At 59.4% G+C, this 15822-nt stretch carries 13 protein-coding genes; 6 read left to right on the top strand and 7 right to left on the bottom strand.

Features of this window, described 5'->3' with window-relative positions:
• The first annotated feature begins 29 nt into the window (after window positions 1-29).
• From P0D68_RS32325 to P0D68_RS32345, 5 genes are all read left to right on the top strand, one after another.
• Complete coding sequence (locus tag P0D68_RS32325) at window positions 30-1115, top strand: aldose epimerase family protein (RefSeq protein WP_408303063.1); 1086 nt, start codon at window positions 30-32, stop codon at window positions 1113-1115.
• A 170-nt stretch (window positions 1116-1285) separates the two neighbouring features.
• Window positions 1286-1588, top strand: coding sequence for a DUF4148 domain-containing protein (locus tag P0D68_RS32330; protein ID WP_408186596.1), 303 nt, complete (start codon window positions 1286-1288; stop codon window positions 1586-1588).
• A 197-nt stretch (window positions 1589-1785) separates the two neighbouring features.
• The gene (locus P0D68_RS32335) at window positions 1786-2007 is read left to right on the top strand and encodes a hypothetical protein (RefSeq protein ID WP_091808973.1); all 222 of its coding nucleotides are present in this window, start codon (window positions 1786-1788) and stop codon (window positions 2005-2007) included.
• 314 nt (window positions 2008-2321) lie between these two features.
• Entirely contained in the window at window positions 2322-3398 is a 1077-nt protein-coding gene (locus tag P0D68_RS32340) for a polyamine ABC transporter substrate-binding protein (protein WP_408303134.1), read from the top strand.
• Window positions 3399-3545: 147 nt separating this feature from the next.
• Entirely contained in the window at window positions 3546-3908 is a 363-nt protein-coding gene (locus P0D68_RS32345) for a cupin domain-containing protein (protein ID WP_408303065.1), read from the top strand.
• A gap of 60 nt (window positions 3909-3968) precedes the next feature.
• Here P0D68_RS32345 and P0D68_RS32350 read toward each other — a convergent pair whose 3' ends face one another.
• The 3 genes from P0D68_RS32350 to P0D68_RS32360 form a co-directional block, all read right to left on the bottom strand.
• A complete protein-coding gene (locus P0D68_RS32350) occupies window positions 3969-5819 on the bottom strand; it encodes a GGDEF domain-containing protein (protein WP_408468802.1) in 1851 nt (616 codons plus the stop codon).
• 40 nt (window positions 5820-5859) lie between these two features.
• Complete coding sequence (locus P0D68_RS32355; protein ID WP_408468803.1) at window positions 5860-8031, bottom strand: EAL domain-containing protein; 2172 nt, start codon at window positions 8029-8031, stop codon at window positions 5860-5862.
• A 161-nt stretch (window positions 8032-8192) separates the two neighbouring features.
• Window positions 8193-9740 carry a methyl-accepting chemotaxis protein gene (locus P0D68_RS32360; RefSeq protein ID WP_408303069.1) on the bottom strand — a complete coding sequence of 516 codons (1548 nt, stop codon included), beginning with the start codon at window positions 9738-9740 and terminating at the stop codon, window positions 8193-8195.
• 1107 nt (window positions 9741-10847) lie between these two features.
• On the opposite strand from P0D68_RS32360, the gene P0D68_RS32365 reads away from it, so the two are divergent.
• Window positions 10848-11597: a Crp/Fnr family transcriptional regulator gene (locus P0D68_RS32365; protein WP_408186591.1), complete on the top strand. Its 750-nt coding sequence runs from the start codon at window positions 10848-10850 to the stop codon at window positions 11595-11597.
• A 38-nt stretch (window positions 11598-11635) separates the two neighbouring features.
• Here P0D68_RS32365 and P0D68_RS32370 read toward each other — a convergent pair whose 3' ends face one another.
• The 4 genes from P0D68_RS32370 to P0D68_RS32385 all read right to left on the bottom strand — a co-directional run bounded on the left by P0D68_RS32370 (window position 11636) and on the right by P0D68_RS32385 (window position 15736).
• Window positions 11636-12637: a transketolase family protein gene (locus P0D68_RS32370; protein WP_408186590.1), complete on the bottom strand. Its 1002-nt coding sequence runs from the start codon at window positions 12635-12637 to the stop codon at window positions 11636-11638.
• Entirely contained in the window at window positions 12634-13476 is an 843-nt protein-coding gene (locus P0D68_RS32375) for a transketolase (protein WP_408303071.1), read from the bottom strand. Before P0D68_RS32375 ends, P0D68_RS32370 begins: the two co-directional genes overlap by 4 nt.
• Before the next feature lie 45 nt (window positions 13477-13521).
• On the bottom strand, window positions 13522-14850 hold the full coding sequence (locus P0D68_RS32380; protein ID WP_408303073.1) for an MFS transporter: 1329 nt from the start codon (window positions 14848-14850) through the stop codon (window positions 13522-13524).
• Between the two features lie 136 nt (window positions 14851-14986).
• Window positions 14987-15736 (bottom strand): SDR family NAD(P)-dependent oxidoreductase, encoded by a 750-nt coding sequence (locus P0D68_RS32385; RefSeq protein ID WP_408303075.1) that lies wholly within the window; start codon window positions 15734-15736, stop codon window positions 14987-14989.
• Window positions 15737-15822 lie beyond the last annotated feature (86 nt).

The raw sequence follows: 15822 nt of genomic DNA on the forward strand, positions 1-15822 counted from the left end.
GCCTATTCTCTTTACTTCTCACCAACGACATGATCAGCATTGCACAACTTTCTTCTGAGCCGTGGGGCACATTGCGCAGCGGCGACGCCGTCCGGCTCTTCACGCTGCGTAACGCGCACGGCATGAAAGTCGCCATCAGCGATCTTGGCGCGACGCTGGTGTCGTGGCATGCGCCGGATCGTGCCGGCGTACTCGGCGATATCCTGCTCGGTCACGACACGCCCGCCGAGTATGTAGCGGCCAACACCTATATGGGCGGACTGATAGGACGCTGGGCGAACCGCATCGCCAATGCGCACTTCACACTCGACGGTATCGAATACACGCTCGACCGGAATAACGGCACGAACCTGTTACATGGTGGCACGAGCGGGTTTCATCGCGCGCTATGGGATGTGAGCGAGGACAACGGTGCACTGCTCATGCGTCTGGAGTCGCCCGAAGGCGACGCCGGTTTTCCGGGCAATGTGACAACGCAAGTGCGCTACTCGCTCGACGACGACGGCACGCTGACCATCGCCTATGAAGCCGTCACGGATGCGGCTACGCCGCTCAATCTGACGAGCCATCCGTACTTCAACCTCACTGGCCGCGCGGGTGCGGACATTCGTGGCCATATGCTGTCGATCGATGCCGACCGGTTCTTCGAAGTCGACACCGACTTGATTCCGTGCAAGCTGGCCGAGGTGGCGGGCAACGCCTTCGATTTTCGGCAGAGCGCACCGATCGGTGCGCGGCTCGAATGGCCGCACGCACAGTTGGCGACGGCCGGCGGATTCGATCATTGCTACGTGCTGCGCGATACGCGTGAGTTCGGCACGAATAGCGGCACGCCGGCCATGCGCCAGGTTGCCCGCGCCTACGACCCTGCCAGCGGACGTGAATTGACCGTGTCGACCGATCAACGCGGCTTACAGTTCTATAGCGGCAATTCGCTGAATGGCGATGTGGGACGCGGCGGCATTGCGTATCAACCGCACGCGGGCTTTTGTCTCGAAGCAGGCGGATTTCCGAATCAGGTCAACATGGCCGAACAGGACGAGGTGATCGTGCGCGCAGGCAACACCTATCGGCAGGTCACCGCCTACCGAGTGGATGTACGCCAGGGCGTGTAAAAACGTTTACTCAAATATTACGGCGGACATTACATCACGCCGACTTGTTGTTTGCCGCAACACTGAATTACCGCGTTAGTGGTTTCCCCTGGAGCACTCGCTTCCTAGAATCCGTGCATGGTGCCGAAGATTGGTGCGGCGCCCCAAAAAAATTCTCGGAGGGAAGCATCATGAAATCGCTCATCAAGGCAGTGGCGCTAGTCGTCGTGCTGGCCGCCCCGCTGGCGTCGTTCGCGCAATCCGAGCAACCGCTCACGCGTGCCGAGGTCAAGGCGCAATTGAAGCAGCTCGAACAGGCCGGCTACAACCCCGCGGTCGCAACCGACTCCACCTATCCCGCCGACATTCAGGCGGCCGAAGCCCGCGTTTCCGCGCAGAACAATGCGGCTACCGGATACGGTCCCTCCACGACAGGCTCGTCCGAAACCGGCTCTGGCGTTCCCGCCGGCAATCCGAATCTGCAGGGTCAATAGCGCTTCATCGTCGCGCATTCGATGCGAGCCATGCTTCATGTCATGCGCTCGCATTAGTACGTTCACCAGCGTATTGTCAGAAAATCCTTTGACGAAAATAATGGCTCGGCTATCCTAGGACGGCAGTTCGGTGGTTCTCACCGTGCATGCATGTGCATTATCGAGAACTTCTACTCAACGTCGCTTCGGGTTCAATCGTGAAAGTCCGTGGTCCATTGGTGAGATACCAGCGCGGTCGGGAAAGAACGATCCTGTTCGGCTGTCCGATCGCTCATCAGGGAAGTCACTGCGCTTCGCCATCCCGTCCTCTGTCTATCGACACGGTATTGTCGCGTCGCTCCGTACGCCGGCATAACGTCGTTGCAGCACCCTCCGCCATTCCTGTGCGCACCGACGAGATCGCGTCGCTTCTGCCCTAGCCCCCTTCTCTTTTCGCGGACCCGTGTTGCGTGCGAGGGGCCGTTCGTTTAGCGCTCGCGCCTGCAACGTCGTCCGTTCATGCCCGGCAAGCTCGCTTGCCGGCGCTTATCCGCATTCTTTTTAGCTCTGCTGTGCGCTTGCGCCGCAGCAGGCGACGCCACGTCTCTTGTCGTGGTTCGCATTCGTTGCGGATTGCGCGAATCGAGAAGGAAGGCACGCGCACGCCCGTACTGCGGTGAAAACTGAAGATCGATATCAAGGAGATTGCAGAATGAAGACTCGTCACGCCACGCTGCTTTCGCTTGCCGGCACGATGCTGTGCTCGCTGACCGCTTTGACCGCAATGAACGCCGCGCGCGCTGCGGACACATCGCTGAACGTCTATAACTGGTCGGACTATATTGGCAAGGACACGATTGCCAACTTCGAAAAGCAATCCGGCATTAACGTGAAATACGACAGTTACGACAGCGACGACACGCTGCAGGCCAAACTGCTTGCGGGCAGTTCCGGCTATGACATCGTGGTGCCGACATCGAGTTATATGGCGCGGCAGATCGAAGCCGGCATCTATCAGAAGATCGACAAGTCGAAGATGCCGAACCTCGCCCACCTCGATCCTGGCTTGATGAAACTGATTGCCGACGCGGACCCCGGCAATCAATACGGCGTGCCGTGGGCGTGGGGCACCGACGGTATCGGCTACAACGTGCAAGCGGTGAAGAAAGCGCTCGGCGGCGAAGCGCCTGTGGATAGCTGGTCGCTGTTATTCGACCCGGCGAATCTCGCGAAGGTGAAAAGCTGCGGGGTGTCGTTTCTCGACTCGGCCGCCGACGTCTTCCCCGCGGTGCTGCAGTACATGCATAAGGATCCGAACAGCACCAATCCCGGCGACTACCAGGCCGCATATGAGGTGCTGAAGAAAGTCCGGCCGTATATCACGCAATTCAATTCGTCCGGCTATATCAACGATCTGGCAAACAACGACATCTGCGTGGCGTTCGGCTTTTCCGGCGACGTGGGGATTGCACGGCGACGCGCATCGGAAGCCAGACGCGCGTATGAGGTGCGGTTCTCGAACATCAAGGACGCGGGCCTCGTCTGGATGGACGTGATGGTGATACCCAAAGATGCACCGCACCCCGAAGCGGCGATGAAATGGATGAACTACATCGAAGATCCGAAAGTGAGTGCGGAGATTACGAACGAAGTGTTCTATCCGACTGCGAATCGCGCAGCGCGGCAGTATGTGACGCCGGCGATCGAGCAGGATGCGAATGTGTATCCGCCTGAAGCCGTGCTGAACAAGATGACGTTGATGCGGCCACAGCCTGCGCCGATCATGCGGCTCGAGAACCGGCTTTGGGCCCAATTGAAGTCAGGCAGTTGAGTGACTGAGTGCCTGGCGATTGTGTTTTGAATCGCTCTTTGCGCTATTGCTATCGGGCGACATTCTTTTGGGCGTGGCGCGGGCAGTGGGTGCCCGCGCTGCGCTTCTTTTCCGTTGCGTTCTCTTTATTCCTCCATTCGAGACTTTATGAGTATTCTGAACATCGTGGATTTTTCAGCGCCTGCCAAGGAAAGCGCCGAGTACATGCCGAAGGCAGAAGCAGTGCTGGCCGGTGATCCTTTCCAGACCGTTCATACGCATTTCGCCAGCCCGTGCGGACAGCTTGCGGCGGGAATCTGGGAAGGGGCTTGCGGTCAGTGGGCCGTGAATTTCACCGAAAGCGAGTACTGCGAGATTCTCGAAGGCGTGTCGGTCATTCGGGACGCGAATGGAACCGCGAAAACCGTGCGCGCGGGGGACCGGTTTCTGATTCCCGCAGGATTTCACGGAACCTGGGAGGTTGTCGAGCCGTGCAAGAAGGTCTTTGTTTCGGTCGAGTTCAAAGGCTAGATTGTGTGGCCGCTTCGAGGCGGCTGACGAAGGGGCCGCGCTCGCCACTAAGCCATGTTGTCAGGCGTTGCCGCTTGGCACGCCGAGCGGATCGGCAACGATCCGATCACGCCCAGCCTCTTTTGCCTGATACAGCAGACGATCGGCGTGCCTGAAAAGGCGGCCCACGTCGCGCGATTCGCAGGCTGACGCGAGCGCGACGCCAAAGCTTGCGGTGATAGTGAAGCCATCGCCGCCGTTGCAAGGGATTCGGGTCTCGCTGATCTTGCGACGCAAGCGATCCGCTATCGCAAGCGCCTCTGCTGCATCGTGCACGCGGCTGAGTACCGCAAACTCTTCCCCACCCCATCTCGCGACGACATCCGAATCCCGGCAGGTTTCACGGCAAAGACGGGCGACGAGTTGCAACGCGTGATCGCCTGTGGCGTGACCGTAAGTATCGTTGATCCTCTTGAAGTGGTCGATGTCGAACATGATCAGCGCGAGTTCCGGTTCGGCCGCATTCCGTTCGGCACAGCTCACGCGCGCCCTGCTTTCGAACGCGCGGCGATTGAGCAGGTGGGTCAGGAAATCGGTTTCCGCCATGGCTTTCAGTTCATGGATCAGACGGCCTCGCTCGCGTTCGAGCTGCTGCCGCTCGACGCTGTTCGCTTTCAGCACGCCGATTGCATTGAACATGGCCTTGATCTCACCCCGATAGCGCGCTGCCGGGATTTCCGCGGTGAGGTCGCCGTTTGCTATCGCGCCAATTACATGCGTTGCGTCGAGGAGCGGTCGAATCACGCGTCTTCTGAATAACGTCGCGATCGAAAGCAGTATCGCCAACAGCAGAAATACGGAGAGGGCGCTGGCCGCGAGTAGCATCAAGGCATTGCTACGGTGTTGACGGATCTCCGTGTCAGCAAGATCCAGCACCTGGTCGCGGAACGCCGTAACCGGTCGCATCAGCGGCACGTAGTGATCCGCCAGCTGCGCGGGGGATATGCCGGCTCCGCCCGGCCGGCTCGCGAGCCGGCGAACCTCTGCGATATAGGCAATGCCCTCCCCGAAATACTGCTGATTCATTTTGTCGAACGCCGTTGATTCCAGCGCCGACCGGTCTCGGACATGCGCATCGATCAGTTCACGCAACTGGTCGACTCTCCCCTGCGTCCGCTCGATGGCGAGCTGATCGTCTTCACCGAGCGCTCTGCGCGCCGTCAGGGTCGCCGTAAAGTGTGAGCCGAGTTGGCCAGCCGCTTCCCGCAGATCCGCGGTCAGCGTGGCAAGAATCAGGCAATTCAACGCACGCGTATCGCCCTTGACCACATTTGCGGCCAACGCGTCGATCGCGGGCGCAAACTGTGGAATGACCTTGATCATCCCGTCCACTGCGCTCGACACCGCACGCTCCCGCCGTTGTGCCAACGGCAGACGGATGAGCGCATCGACATTCACCCGTGCGGCTGCGAGCTCGTCGCGTGCTTCCCTGATATGCGCAAGCTCCACGGCACATGCTGGACAGTGGCCGGACTGAAGCATCTCGATCAACTTCTCGATCGCGGCATCACTCTCCTCGCGCGCGAGACGCAGCTTCGCACTTCTCGCGTCAGGAGTCGGTAAGTCTTCGCCCAGCACGCTGTTCGTCGGGCCGCGCTCAGCCGAGACGCGCTCGATTGCCTGCAATCCGGCGCGATAGCTCTGGAACGCGTAGAGAGCGTCGTCAGCGACGATGTACGAGTGCCACTCGTGCACGACCAGCCTGCCACACAAAACCAGGACCGGAAGGAGTGCGACTGCGACACTGAGACTAAAACGCCTGTCTATGGACATGGCGGAGAATGCATTCCTGATCATGGAAACTTGCGCAAGACGTCGCGCGTCAAAAAGAAGAGAGATACCCCAATAGCGGGCGCACACGTATGCGGTCACCTCCACGTACGTTGCAGCCGCCTGTGCGAAGCGACATTGCTCAGTATTCCACCGCTTCGCTCATGATGGCGGTCACCAACCGCTGGCGTGCCGACCGATAGGCCACACTGTCCGGTCCGTGACTCACCGCCGCCGCAATCAGGGCTCGCTGCGCGGTCGGATCCGACAGTTCCCTCGGCAGAATGGACTCCGTTTCACTAAAGAACCTGGAGAATGGACAAACCTGACACGCCGAGTCGAGCGGCGCCGGCGCAGCCGCTGCAACGACTCCGATCGCGGGCGGCGTCGTCACGATGTCAAACAGCCTGCCAAAAGCGCGCGGGTCCTCGCAGATCAGATGCAGGCGTTCTTCCCAGATCAACAACGTCGCCAGTTTCCCCAACGCGCTTTTCGCGCTCAGAGAGCGCGGCAACTGGGGCCGGTTATGCATCCATGCCGTCAACTGCTGCGCGGGCATTGGGCGCGCAATCGCATAGCCTTGAGCGACGTCGGCACCGAGAATGACGATGGCTTCCAGCATGCCCGCATCTTCAATCCCTTCCACGACCACCGATTTACCCAACGAGCGGCCAAGCCTTGTCAACTGATAGACGAAACGCAACACGTTAGAAGCATCCTGACCCGCAACACTCACGATACTGCGGTCGATCTTGATCCAGTCAAAGGGCAATTCACGCAACCGATTCAGGCTGCTGTGCCCGGACCCCAGATCGTCTTCGGCCAGGTTGATGCCGAGCAACTTGAATTTCGCCAGTTCGCCGCACACATCCATACCGGATGGAAGTGCATCCGTTTCCAGAATTTCGAGGGTTAGCATGTCCGGGCAGCAAGCGTATTCCGTCAAGGCTTGCCGCGTGGCTTCGAAATAGCGGTTGTCACCCAACGCACTGGACGGCAGATTCACCGACACCTTCAACTCGAAACCCGCCTGGAGCCAGCGATTGCGCTGCGACAGCACCTGTGCCAAGCCCCGGACGTAAAGGTCGAGGAAATCATCCGAGGACAGCGCCGGGAAAAACTCACCAGGCGTCAGAACCCTATCGCCGTCGCGCAGTCGAGCCAGCGCTTCGACTTTGGTCACCTGCCCGCTTTTGAGGTCCAAAAGCGGCTGATAGTACATTTCCAGCGCATCCGATCTGAGCAGCGCCGCCCAATGCTGTCGCGTCGCATAAGGGACCGCCTGAGTCCGCCCTTCCTGATTCTCGATCCGCGCAATCGCGAGCCCCAAAAGAGTTTGTAATGGCGTGATGAAAGCCATCTGATCCGCTGCCGAATACCCGCCGGGAAACGCGCTATAGAGCAAAAGAATGGCTTTGGGAGCATGCCCGGGCTGACGTAAAGGAATCGCCACGCTGGAGCGGAAATTCTCCTGCATTGCCAGTGTCTTCCACGGCGCCATCAGGGGATCCGTCGCAAAGTTGATGCTTCGCTCCACGTTCCCGCTACGCCAGGCGCGCCCGACTGGACCCTGGCCTTGAGGCAGGTCGCCATTCGAGATCGGCCGTTGGGTCGAGTTCTCCATATCGGCAAGGTACCGCTCCATGGTTTTGCCTGACACCGACTCGAAGCGAAAAATCCCCTGACTATCGGGTCGCCCAACGGAGCAGCCCGCGACCTCGTCGTGTTCGCCGAGGATCTGAACAACCCGGCCGATTAGATCCGTGTAACTCTCCACTTCCCACGCCAGCCGGGTCACGCGTAACAGCACGTCCTGACGCGAAGTCTGCAGACGCTGGTAGGCCTCCGTTTGCCACGCCAGATCCTGCGTCAATCGCCTTCCCAGTACCGCCAGCGCCCTGCCGTGCAGTGTCGTATCGAGTGTGTCGTGAATCGCAGCGGAAAGAATGCCCCGGCTGCGAATCAGGTCTTCCCACTCCAATCCGACAATGGCGTGGATACGTCCGACCCGCAACGCCATTGCGCGATGATCCATTGCGGTCAGCTCCGGTGACGCGAGCGCGTACAGATTCTGGATCTGTTGCGTCTTGAGATGCTGAAGTTCCCGCTCCGACAGCGCCGCAAGCGTGTGCTCCGACTTGGGCAGGCGAATCAGGCCATCATAGAATCGCTTGACGATATCGGCGGCATTGTGCCGCAACACCTCCGTCAGCGAGGTGAGCGACGACGCCCATGCCTGGCTGTACAGATGTGAACCGTCGTCCATCAGGTCGTTCTCAGGCGTTGCGTCGGAAACCTCTTTCGACATGGCCATGGAAGCTCCGGGGTGTAGGCTTTCTTGCATGTTGTTGGCAGCGCGTCGCGCAGTCCGTGCGGGCATGAGTGCCGGTGGCATCAAGGCGGGCTTCGCGATGCATCGAGATGCGCCGGAACCCCACTGCGCGCCTGAGCGGCGAAGCACACGCTGGCACCACGCTATGCATCCAGCCGGAACGTGGAAACGACAGCCTTCAGATCGTCTGCCTGCATCTCCAGCGAACTGGCTGCGGCCGCGGCTTCTTCGACCAGTGCCGCGTTCTGCTGCGTAACCTGATCCATCTGCGTAACAGCCTCATTGACCTCGCCGATGCCCTTGCTCTGTTCCTGCGAAGAAGCTGCGATTTCACTCATGAGATCCGTCACACGCTTCACCTCCTGCGTAATCCTGTCCATGGCTTCGCCGGCTTCCTGCGCGTAGCCGGCACCAGTGCGCACACGCTGCACGGAATCAAGAATGAGTTCCCTGATCTCTTTCGACGCGGTCGACGAACGCTGCGCGAGCGAGCGCACCTCGGAGGCGACCACCGCAAAGCCTCTGCCCTGCTCGCCGGCACGCGCCGCCTCCACCGCCGCGTTCAAGGCGAGGATATTCGTCTGGAATGCGATGCTTTCGATCATGCCGACAATATCGGCAATCTTGTCGGAGCTGGCGTTGATCCCGTCCATGGTTTCCACCACGCGCGTTACCACGACACCGCCCTGTTCGGCCACCTTGACCGCCTGAGCAGCGAGATGATTAGCCTCGCTCGCATTCTCGGCGTTCTGAGTAACCGTGGAAATGAGTTGTTCCATGCTGGCTGCTGTTTGCTCCAGGGCCGCGGCCTGCTCCTCTGTGCGCTGCGACAGGTCCTGATTACCGACTGCAATCTGATGCGAAGCCGTCGCGATCGAATCGGCAGAAACCTTGATCGCGCCGATCGTTCGCGTGAGTTGCTCCTGCATGCTCTTCATCGAAAATAGCAGGCTCGATTGATCATCCCGATTCGTTTTGACCACTGCGGTCAGGTCATTGCTCGCAATCTGGTTAGCGAGTTCGGCCGCGTAGGATGGTTCTCCGCCCATCGCGCGCAGGATGCCGCGATTGAACAGCACCACGACAGTCGACAAAGCGCCGACTAGCACCAGCATGATTCCAAGGCTGCGATACAACATTGAACGGAACGCCGCGTCGATGTCGTCGACATAGACTCCTGTCGTGAGAATCCAGCCCCACGGCTGATAGCTCACGTTGTACGAAATTTTAGGAGAGGCCGCGGTCGAGCCCGGCCGCGGAAATGCGTACTCGTTGAACCCTTTGCCGTCGCGCTTGACGGCATCCACCGCGGCGCGAAAAACATACACGCCGTTCGGGTCCCTGTAGTTGCTCGCGTCCTTGCCGTTCAACTCTGGCCGTGTCGGATGCATCAGCACTGTTGCTTGCGAATTGATGATCGCGAAATAGCCTTCGTCGCCATACCGGATAGCACGGACCTTATCCATGGCCTGTTTCCTGGCTTCCGTCTCGGACAATGATCCCGCCGCTACCGCATCACCATATGTCTTGACGATGCTAAGGGCGATATCCGAAGCGTGGACCAGATCCATTTTTCGATCATCCAACTGCCCCTCCCTCTCTTCGTAGGCGTTGTAGATCGACATGCCGGCAAGACATGACAGGCTCAGAACGAGCGGGAGCCAGAGCTTCTGGGAGAAGGACAACTTCATACGTTAACAAACCTCTCAAATTGACCACGACGATCAGACAGTGCGGCATCCCCACAGCTTGCTAACGGCCTCAGGATCGATATCTTTAGAGAAACCCAACTTAAATATAATGTTCGGTCTACCAATTATTATCGACAAGACTGATTGACGTTTATTCAATCTCCCGCCGCAAACTGCGCCCGCACTCACGGAACAATTCAATCCCGGCTAGCAGGCGCACCGCTGCACGATAGGCAACTCGCAACGCCGGTGCGAACACACTTCGCATAGCACGTTCGCAACCTCGTCAGCCGAGCCCTCGATATGGATGCATCTGTTCCGCAGAATCATGTTGATTGTCTTACGCTCGCTTTCGCGCAGTCCTGCAGACTCGTCAGCTAGTAGTTCATCTAACAGCGCGTAAAGGCGATTGATCGCTGAACCCAACGGGGACGTGATGGGCCATGCATTCATCAAGTAGCACAGCGGCAGCACCGCGCGTCTCTCGCACCACTTGTCGAACAACGTCAGACAACGGTCATCCGCTGACCGCATGCACAAACACCATCGATCACGCATAAGAAAGTGCGCCTGCAAGTGGGCGGGTCATATGAGTTGAAATAGCAAAAGTCTGATGAATGCACGCCCGTTCATGCGATGCTTTAGATCGTTGGTTTAAGGTCCCTACCAAGATACCGGTTCATATCGCCACACTTGGCCCATTGGCGGCCCGGCAAACCTTCTCGTTTGACTTTAGTCAACTTCATGCGCTGTACCGGTAAGCGCTTAAAGTCGAGCGGGGAATATGATCGGTTCAGGACACAGTTTTGCCAGCATGTCAGGTTCACGGAGAAACCTGCGCGGATGGGACATGCAGCCGTGAGCCGAATCGGCGTTTTCGGCTCGCCCTTGCAACGTTGGCTAATGACTACATTTAGATTGAGACAGCCAATCGACGCGACGTAGGCCACGGTGTGGATGGCCAGGCATCGCCGGCACGACTGGCGCAAACGCGCTGGCGCATCCAACTGCGAATAAACACCCCCCTCGCCATTTCGTTGACGAAAGGGTCATGCACCGCCAATCAAAACTACGCCACGCGCGCGGCTCACCCGGTACTCATCATTCATGGACCACGAACTCCTCATCGCCCTTGGCAAGCAATCTTTCGCTAGCGAGCGCCCCAATCATTGTGCTCAATGCGGAATCCGCGACCTGTGTCTTGGGAGTGGGCTTGACTCGCATCAGATGTCGAGTCTCGCCGACGTGGTCGTCGAAAGAAGGCGCGTACAACAAGGCAAGGTTCTCTATGAGCAAGGATCCCCGTTCACGCATGTCTTCGCGATTGCGAGCGGTTCGTCAAAAGCCGTGGTGCGATCCGTCGACGGGCGTCTTCAGATCGCGGCGCTTGCACTGAGAGGTGATGTGGTTGGTTTTCTCGGCGCTGCGTCCGGGGCACAACCCGTTACGGTGGTTGCCCTTGAGAATTCGGTCTTCTGTGTTATCCCTTACCGGCACCTGTTGCGGCGTATCTCCCAGAACCAGCTGGTTGGCACCCAGTTTCAACGTCTCGTCGCGCGCGTCATGCAACAACGGCAGGCGGCGTTCCTGTCCACCGCGAGCGCCAATGCCGAACGGCGTGTGTGTGGTTTCCTCCTCTGGTTCTCGGACCAGCTTGCCGCGCGCAAACAGCATTTCACCGAGTTTTCGCTTCCCCTCAGTCGGACCGATATTGCTGATTTTGTCGGCCTGCGACTGGAAACCGTGAGCAGGGCATTCACCCGCCTTTGCGATCTGAATCTCATCGAGGCCAAGGGCCGGCATATCCGCATTCCGGACGTGCAGCTTTTGCGGAGATGGTTTTCAGAGTCGCGTTGAATGCCTGCGCACGATCGTAAAACGGCCCTATGGTGGGCTTATCCAAGCCAGCCCTTGATGGTTGCTGTCATGACATGGGTCGAGATGCCGTAGCGATCATGCAAGGTCGGCAACGCGCCGGCAGCGAGAAACTCGTCGGGCAGCGCGATCTGACGGTACATCGGCGTGACGCCGGCCGTGAGCAGCGTGGTCGCGACCGCCTCTCCGAGACCGCCGATTACCGAGTGATTTTCGGCGACCACCACCATGCGCCCCGTACGCCGGGCTTCGCGCAAGATCGTCTCAGTATCGAGCGGCTTGATGGTCGGCACATGCAAGACCGCGACGCCGACGTTGTCCACTTCCAGCGCCTTCGCGACTTCCAGCGAGCGCATGGTCATAATGCCCGAAGAAATAATCAGCACCTCCGCGCCGTCGCGAAGCAGCTTCGCCTTGCCCAACTCGAACTGATAGTCGTACTCATCGAGCACGGCCGGAACGTTGCCACGCAGCAGGCGCGCGTACACCGGGCCGTTATGCGCGGCGATCGCCGGCACCATCTGTTCGGTATCCAGCGCGTCGCACGGATCGATGACCGTCATGTTCGGCATCGCACGCATCAGGGCGAGATCCTCTGCCGCCTGATGGCTCGGGCCGTAGCCGGTCGTGAGGCCAGGCAGTGCGCAGATGATCTTTACGTCGAGGTTGTCCTCGGCAATGGCCTGGTGCATGAAGTCATACGCGCGACGGGTCGCGAATACGGCATACGTCGTCACGAACGGCTGGGCGCCCTCATGTGCCATACCGGCGGCCGCACCCATCAGCAACTGCTCGGCCATGCCCATCTGGTAGTAACGTTCAGGGAATTCCTTGCCGAAGATGTGCAAGTCCGTGTACTTGCCGAGGTCGGCTGTCATGCCAACGACATTCTTCTTCTCCCGAGCCAACTGGGCCAATGCATGACCAAACGGAGCGGAACGCGTGACCTGTCCCTCGCCGGCGATCGATGCAATCATCGCCGAAGTCTTCAGACGCGGCTTTTGGGTGGTGGTGTCACTCATGCTTGTCTCCCTGCTTCGAGTGCTGCGAGCGCCAGTTGCCACTCGTGGGCATCGACGCGGATAAAATGGTTCTTTTCCCGTTCTTCGAGGAACGGCACTCCGCAGCCCATGCGGGTATCGCAAACGATAATCCGCGGCTGCTCTTTCGGATGATTGCGTGCAGCATCGAAGGCCGCCTTCACTGCGTCGATGTCGTTGCCGTCCACCCGCTGCGTGAACCAGCCAAATGCTTCGAGCTTCTCGACGAGCGGCTCGAATGCCATGATCTTCGAAGAAGGACCGTCGGCTTGCTGGTTGTTGACGTCGACCATGGCGATCAGGTTGTCCAGCTTCCAGTGAGCGGCCGACATCAAGCCCTCCCAGATCGCGCCTTCGTCGAGTTCGCCGTCGGAGAAAAGCGTGTAGACGAAGGCGTTGGAGCCTTTGCGCTTCAAGCCCAGGCAGCGGCCCACCGCGATCGTGAGACCGTGGCCGAGCGAACCGCCTGACATCTCCATGCCGGGTGTGTAGCTCGCCATTCCGGACATGGGCAACCGGCTGTCGTCGCTACCGTAGGTTTCGAGTTCTTCCGGTGGCAGGAAGCCGGCTTCGAAAAGCGCGGCGTAAAGCGCGATTGCATAGTGGCCATTGGACAAGAGGAAGCGATCGCGGCCCTCCCAGTCGGGGTTCTCGGGCTGGTAGCGCATCGCGCCAAAGTAGGCAGCCGCGAGTACATCGGCGATATCGAGTGCCTGGCCGATATAGCCCTGGCCCTGTACTTCGCCCATCAGCAAGGCGTTTCTGCGAATCCGGTAGGCGCGCTCGGCGAGCGTCACCCCATCTGATGACGAACTGTTCATGGTGTCTCCTTGATTCAAAAAAGTGAGTCTTTGCAGCGGCCGGTGTCAGCGATTGACGGTTTTGGCTGGCACGAGGAAAACAAGCCCGGCACCGATGACGATGGCGACGGAGATGAAGATGAGCCCAGCCGTCGACTTACCGGTCAGATCGTTCAACCAGCCCACGATGGCCGGCGAGAAGAAGCCGGCGAGATTGGCGAAACAGTTCACCGCCGCGATACCCGCCGCGGCGGACATGCCACCGAGAAGCGCGGTCGGCAGTGACCAGAACTGTGAAGACGAAGCGAGAATGCCGGCAGCGGCAACACTGACACACACCAGCGATGCGCCGACTCCGCCCAGCATCGGAAGCGTTGCAAAGCCAGCTGCCGATACGAGCATCGGGATCGCAAGATGCAGACGGCGTTCGCGATGGCGGTCAGCACTCGCTCCCACCAGCGGCAGCGCAATGATGGCGCACAGGTACGGGATGGCTGTAAAGACGCCCACCCACAGCGGATCGGCTACGCCGGATTTGCGGATGATCGTCGGCAGCCAGAATGTGAGCCCATATTGACCGAGCACTACGCAGAAGTAGATGGAGGCCATCAACCACAGACGACGATCGCCGATGAATGACCTGATCGACACATGCGCGATCTTGTGTGCGTTGTCGTTGGCCACGTTTCGTGCAAGGAGTGCTTTCTCCGCATCGGTGAGCCACTTCGCGGCGGCGATACCGTTGTCGAGGTAGAGCAGAATGGCGACGCCAAGGAGCAGCGACGGCAGGGCTTCGAGGATGAACAGCCACTTCCAGCCAGCCAGTCCATGCACCCCCTGGAACGCATGCAGGATGTAACCGGACAGCGGCCCGCCGACAATGCCGGCCAGCGGAATCGCCATGAAAAAGAGTGAGAGTGCCTTTGCGCGCCGTGCCGAAGGAAACCAGTACGTCAGATACAGAATGACGCCTGGCGCGAACCCCGCCTCGGCCACGCCCAACATGAAGCGGAGAACATAGAACGTGGTGGGCGATTTGACGAAGACGAACGAGGCGGAGATCACAGCCCAGGTCAGCATGATGCGGGCGAGCCAGTTTCGTGCGCCCACTTTGTGCAACATGAGATTACTCGGTACTTCGAAGAGAAAATAGCCGAGAAAGAAAATGCCGGCGCCAAGGCCGTACACGGTTTCGCTAAATCGCAGGTCGTTGAGCATCTGCAGTTTTGCAAAGCCCACGTTGACACGATCGAGATAAGCGCCCAGATAGCAGAGCATCAGGAACGGTATCAGGCGCCGTCCGACTTTCGCATACGTTTTTGATTCGAAGCTCGCCGAGTCGGCGAGCTTCGTGACATCGCCCGCCATTGACGGCGCGGTTGCCTTCGTTTTCATGGTTGTCTCCTGTCGGCCAGCGTTAGCGCTTTAGCGCTTACTTCTGGCCCCATGCAAGATGTTTGCGGACATATCGCCCCGGGTTTTACCGCCGGGTGCAGTGACCCATCTGCCGCAGTCGCGACAGACGTCGTACTTAATGGATCAGCATTCCGCCGTTGACGTCGAGCGTGATGCCAGTGAGGTAAGTCGACAGGCCGCTTGAGAGGAACAGGCAGGCGTTCGCGACGTCCGCGGCATCGCCGAGCCGGCCGAGCGGAATGCCCTTGATGACGTCGGCGCGCATCTCCGTCGTAAGCTTGTCGCCGGTGATGTCGGTCTGAATGAGACCTGGCGTGATCGAGTTGACGCGGATGTTGTCCGGGCCGAGTTCACGTGCCATCGCGCGAGCGAGACCGAGCACGCCGGCTTTGGCCGCGCTGTAGTGCGGCCCGCCGAAGATGCCACCGCCGCGTTGCGCGGAAACGGATGACATGCAGACGATGCTGCCGCTCTTTTGCGCCCGCATTTGCGGAATGACCGCTTGCGACATATAGAGTGTGCCGCGCAGGTTCACGTCGATGACGGCATCGAAATTGTCAGCGCCGATGTCCATCGTCTTCAAAGGCTGCGTGATGCCTGCGTTATTGATCAATCCATCTACACGACCGTACTTCTCGATGACGGCCGTGGCGGCAGCAACACATGCGGCTTTGTCGGTCACGTCACAGGCGAGGCCGAGGTGGTCCTCGCCGAGTTCACGCGCGGCACGCTCGGCGTCTTCCTTGCGAAGGTCCAGAATCACCACGCGCGCGCCTTGGGCAGCGAGCGCTTTTGCGGTCGCCTTGCCAATACCGCGCGGCGAGGCTGCGCCGGTTACGATTACTACTTTGCTGTCGAGCAACATGTTTGTCTCCATCGATCACGTTAGTTGGTAGACGCAGTTTCAGTGCTTCGACCATCTCGATCAATGCAGTTCGGCTCAACTATTGC

The sequence above is a fragment of the Paraburkholderia sp. RL17-380-BIE-A genome, assembly GCF_046028085.1.
Taxonomy (GTDB): domain Bacteria; phylum Pseudomonadota; class Gammaproteobacteria; order Burkholderiales; family Burkholderiaceae; genus Paraburkholderia.

What these genes read in the sequence shown, in the direction of transcription:
- P0D68_RS32370 (WP_408186590.1), bottom strand. Translation starts at nt 12,637, where the DNA reads ATGAGTGACACCACCACCCAAAAGCCGCGTCTGAAGACTTCGGCGATG.
- P0D68_RS32375 (WP_408303071.1), bottom strand. Translation starts at nt 13,476, where the DNA reads ATGAACAGTTCGTCATCAGATGGGGTGACGCTCGCCGAGCGCGCCTAC.
- P0D68_RS32330 (WP_408186596.1), top strand. Translation starts at nt 1,286, where the DNA reads ATGAAATCGCTCATCAAGGCAGTGGCGCTAGTCGTCGTGCTGGCCGCC.
- P0D68_RS32345 (WP_408303065.1), top strand. Translation starts at nt 3,546, where the DNA reads ATGAGTATTCTGAACATCGTGGATTTTTCAGCGCCTGCCAAGGAAAGC.
- P0D68_RS32365 (WP_408186591.1), top strand. Translation starts at nt 10,848, where the DNA reads ATGGACCACGAACTCCTCATCGCCCTTGGCAAGCAATCTTTCGCTAGC.
- P0D68_RS32340 (WP_408303134.1), top strand. Translation starts at nt 2,322, where the DNA reads ATGCTGTGCTCGCTGACCGCTTTGACCGCAATGAACGCCGCGCGCGCT.
- P0D68_RS32325 (WP_408303063.1), top strand. Translation starts at nt 30, where the DNA reads ATGATCAGCATTGCACAACTTTCTTCTGAGCCGTGGGGCACATTGCGC.
- P0D68_RS32355 (WP_408468803.1), bottom strand. Translation starts at nt 8,031, where the DNA reads ATGGCCATGTCGAAAGAGGTTTCCGACGCAACGCCTGAGAACGACCTG.
- P0D68_RS32385 (WP_408303075.1), bottom strand. Translation starts at nt 15,736, where the DNA reads ATGTTGCTCGACAGCAAAGTAGTAATCGTAACCGGCGCAGCCTCGCCG.
- P0D68_RS32380 (WP_408303073.1), bottom strand. Translation starts at nt 14,850, where the DNA reads ATGAAAACGAAGGCAACCGCGCCGTCAATGGCGGGCGATGTCACGAAG.
- P0D68_RS32360 (WP_408303069.1), bottom strand. Translation starts at nt 9,740, where the DNA reads ATGAAGTTGTCCTTCTCCCAGAAGCTCTGGCTCCCGCTCGTTCTGAGC.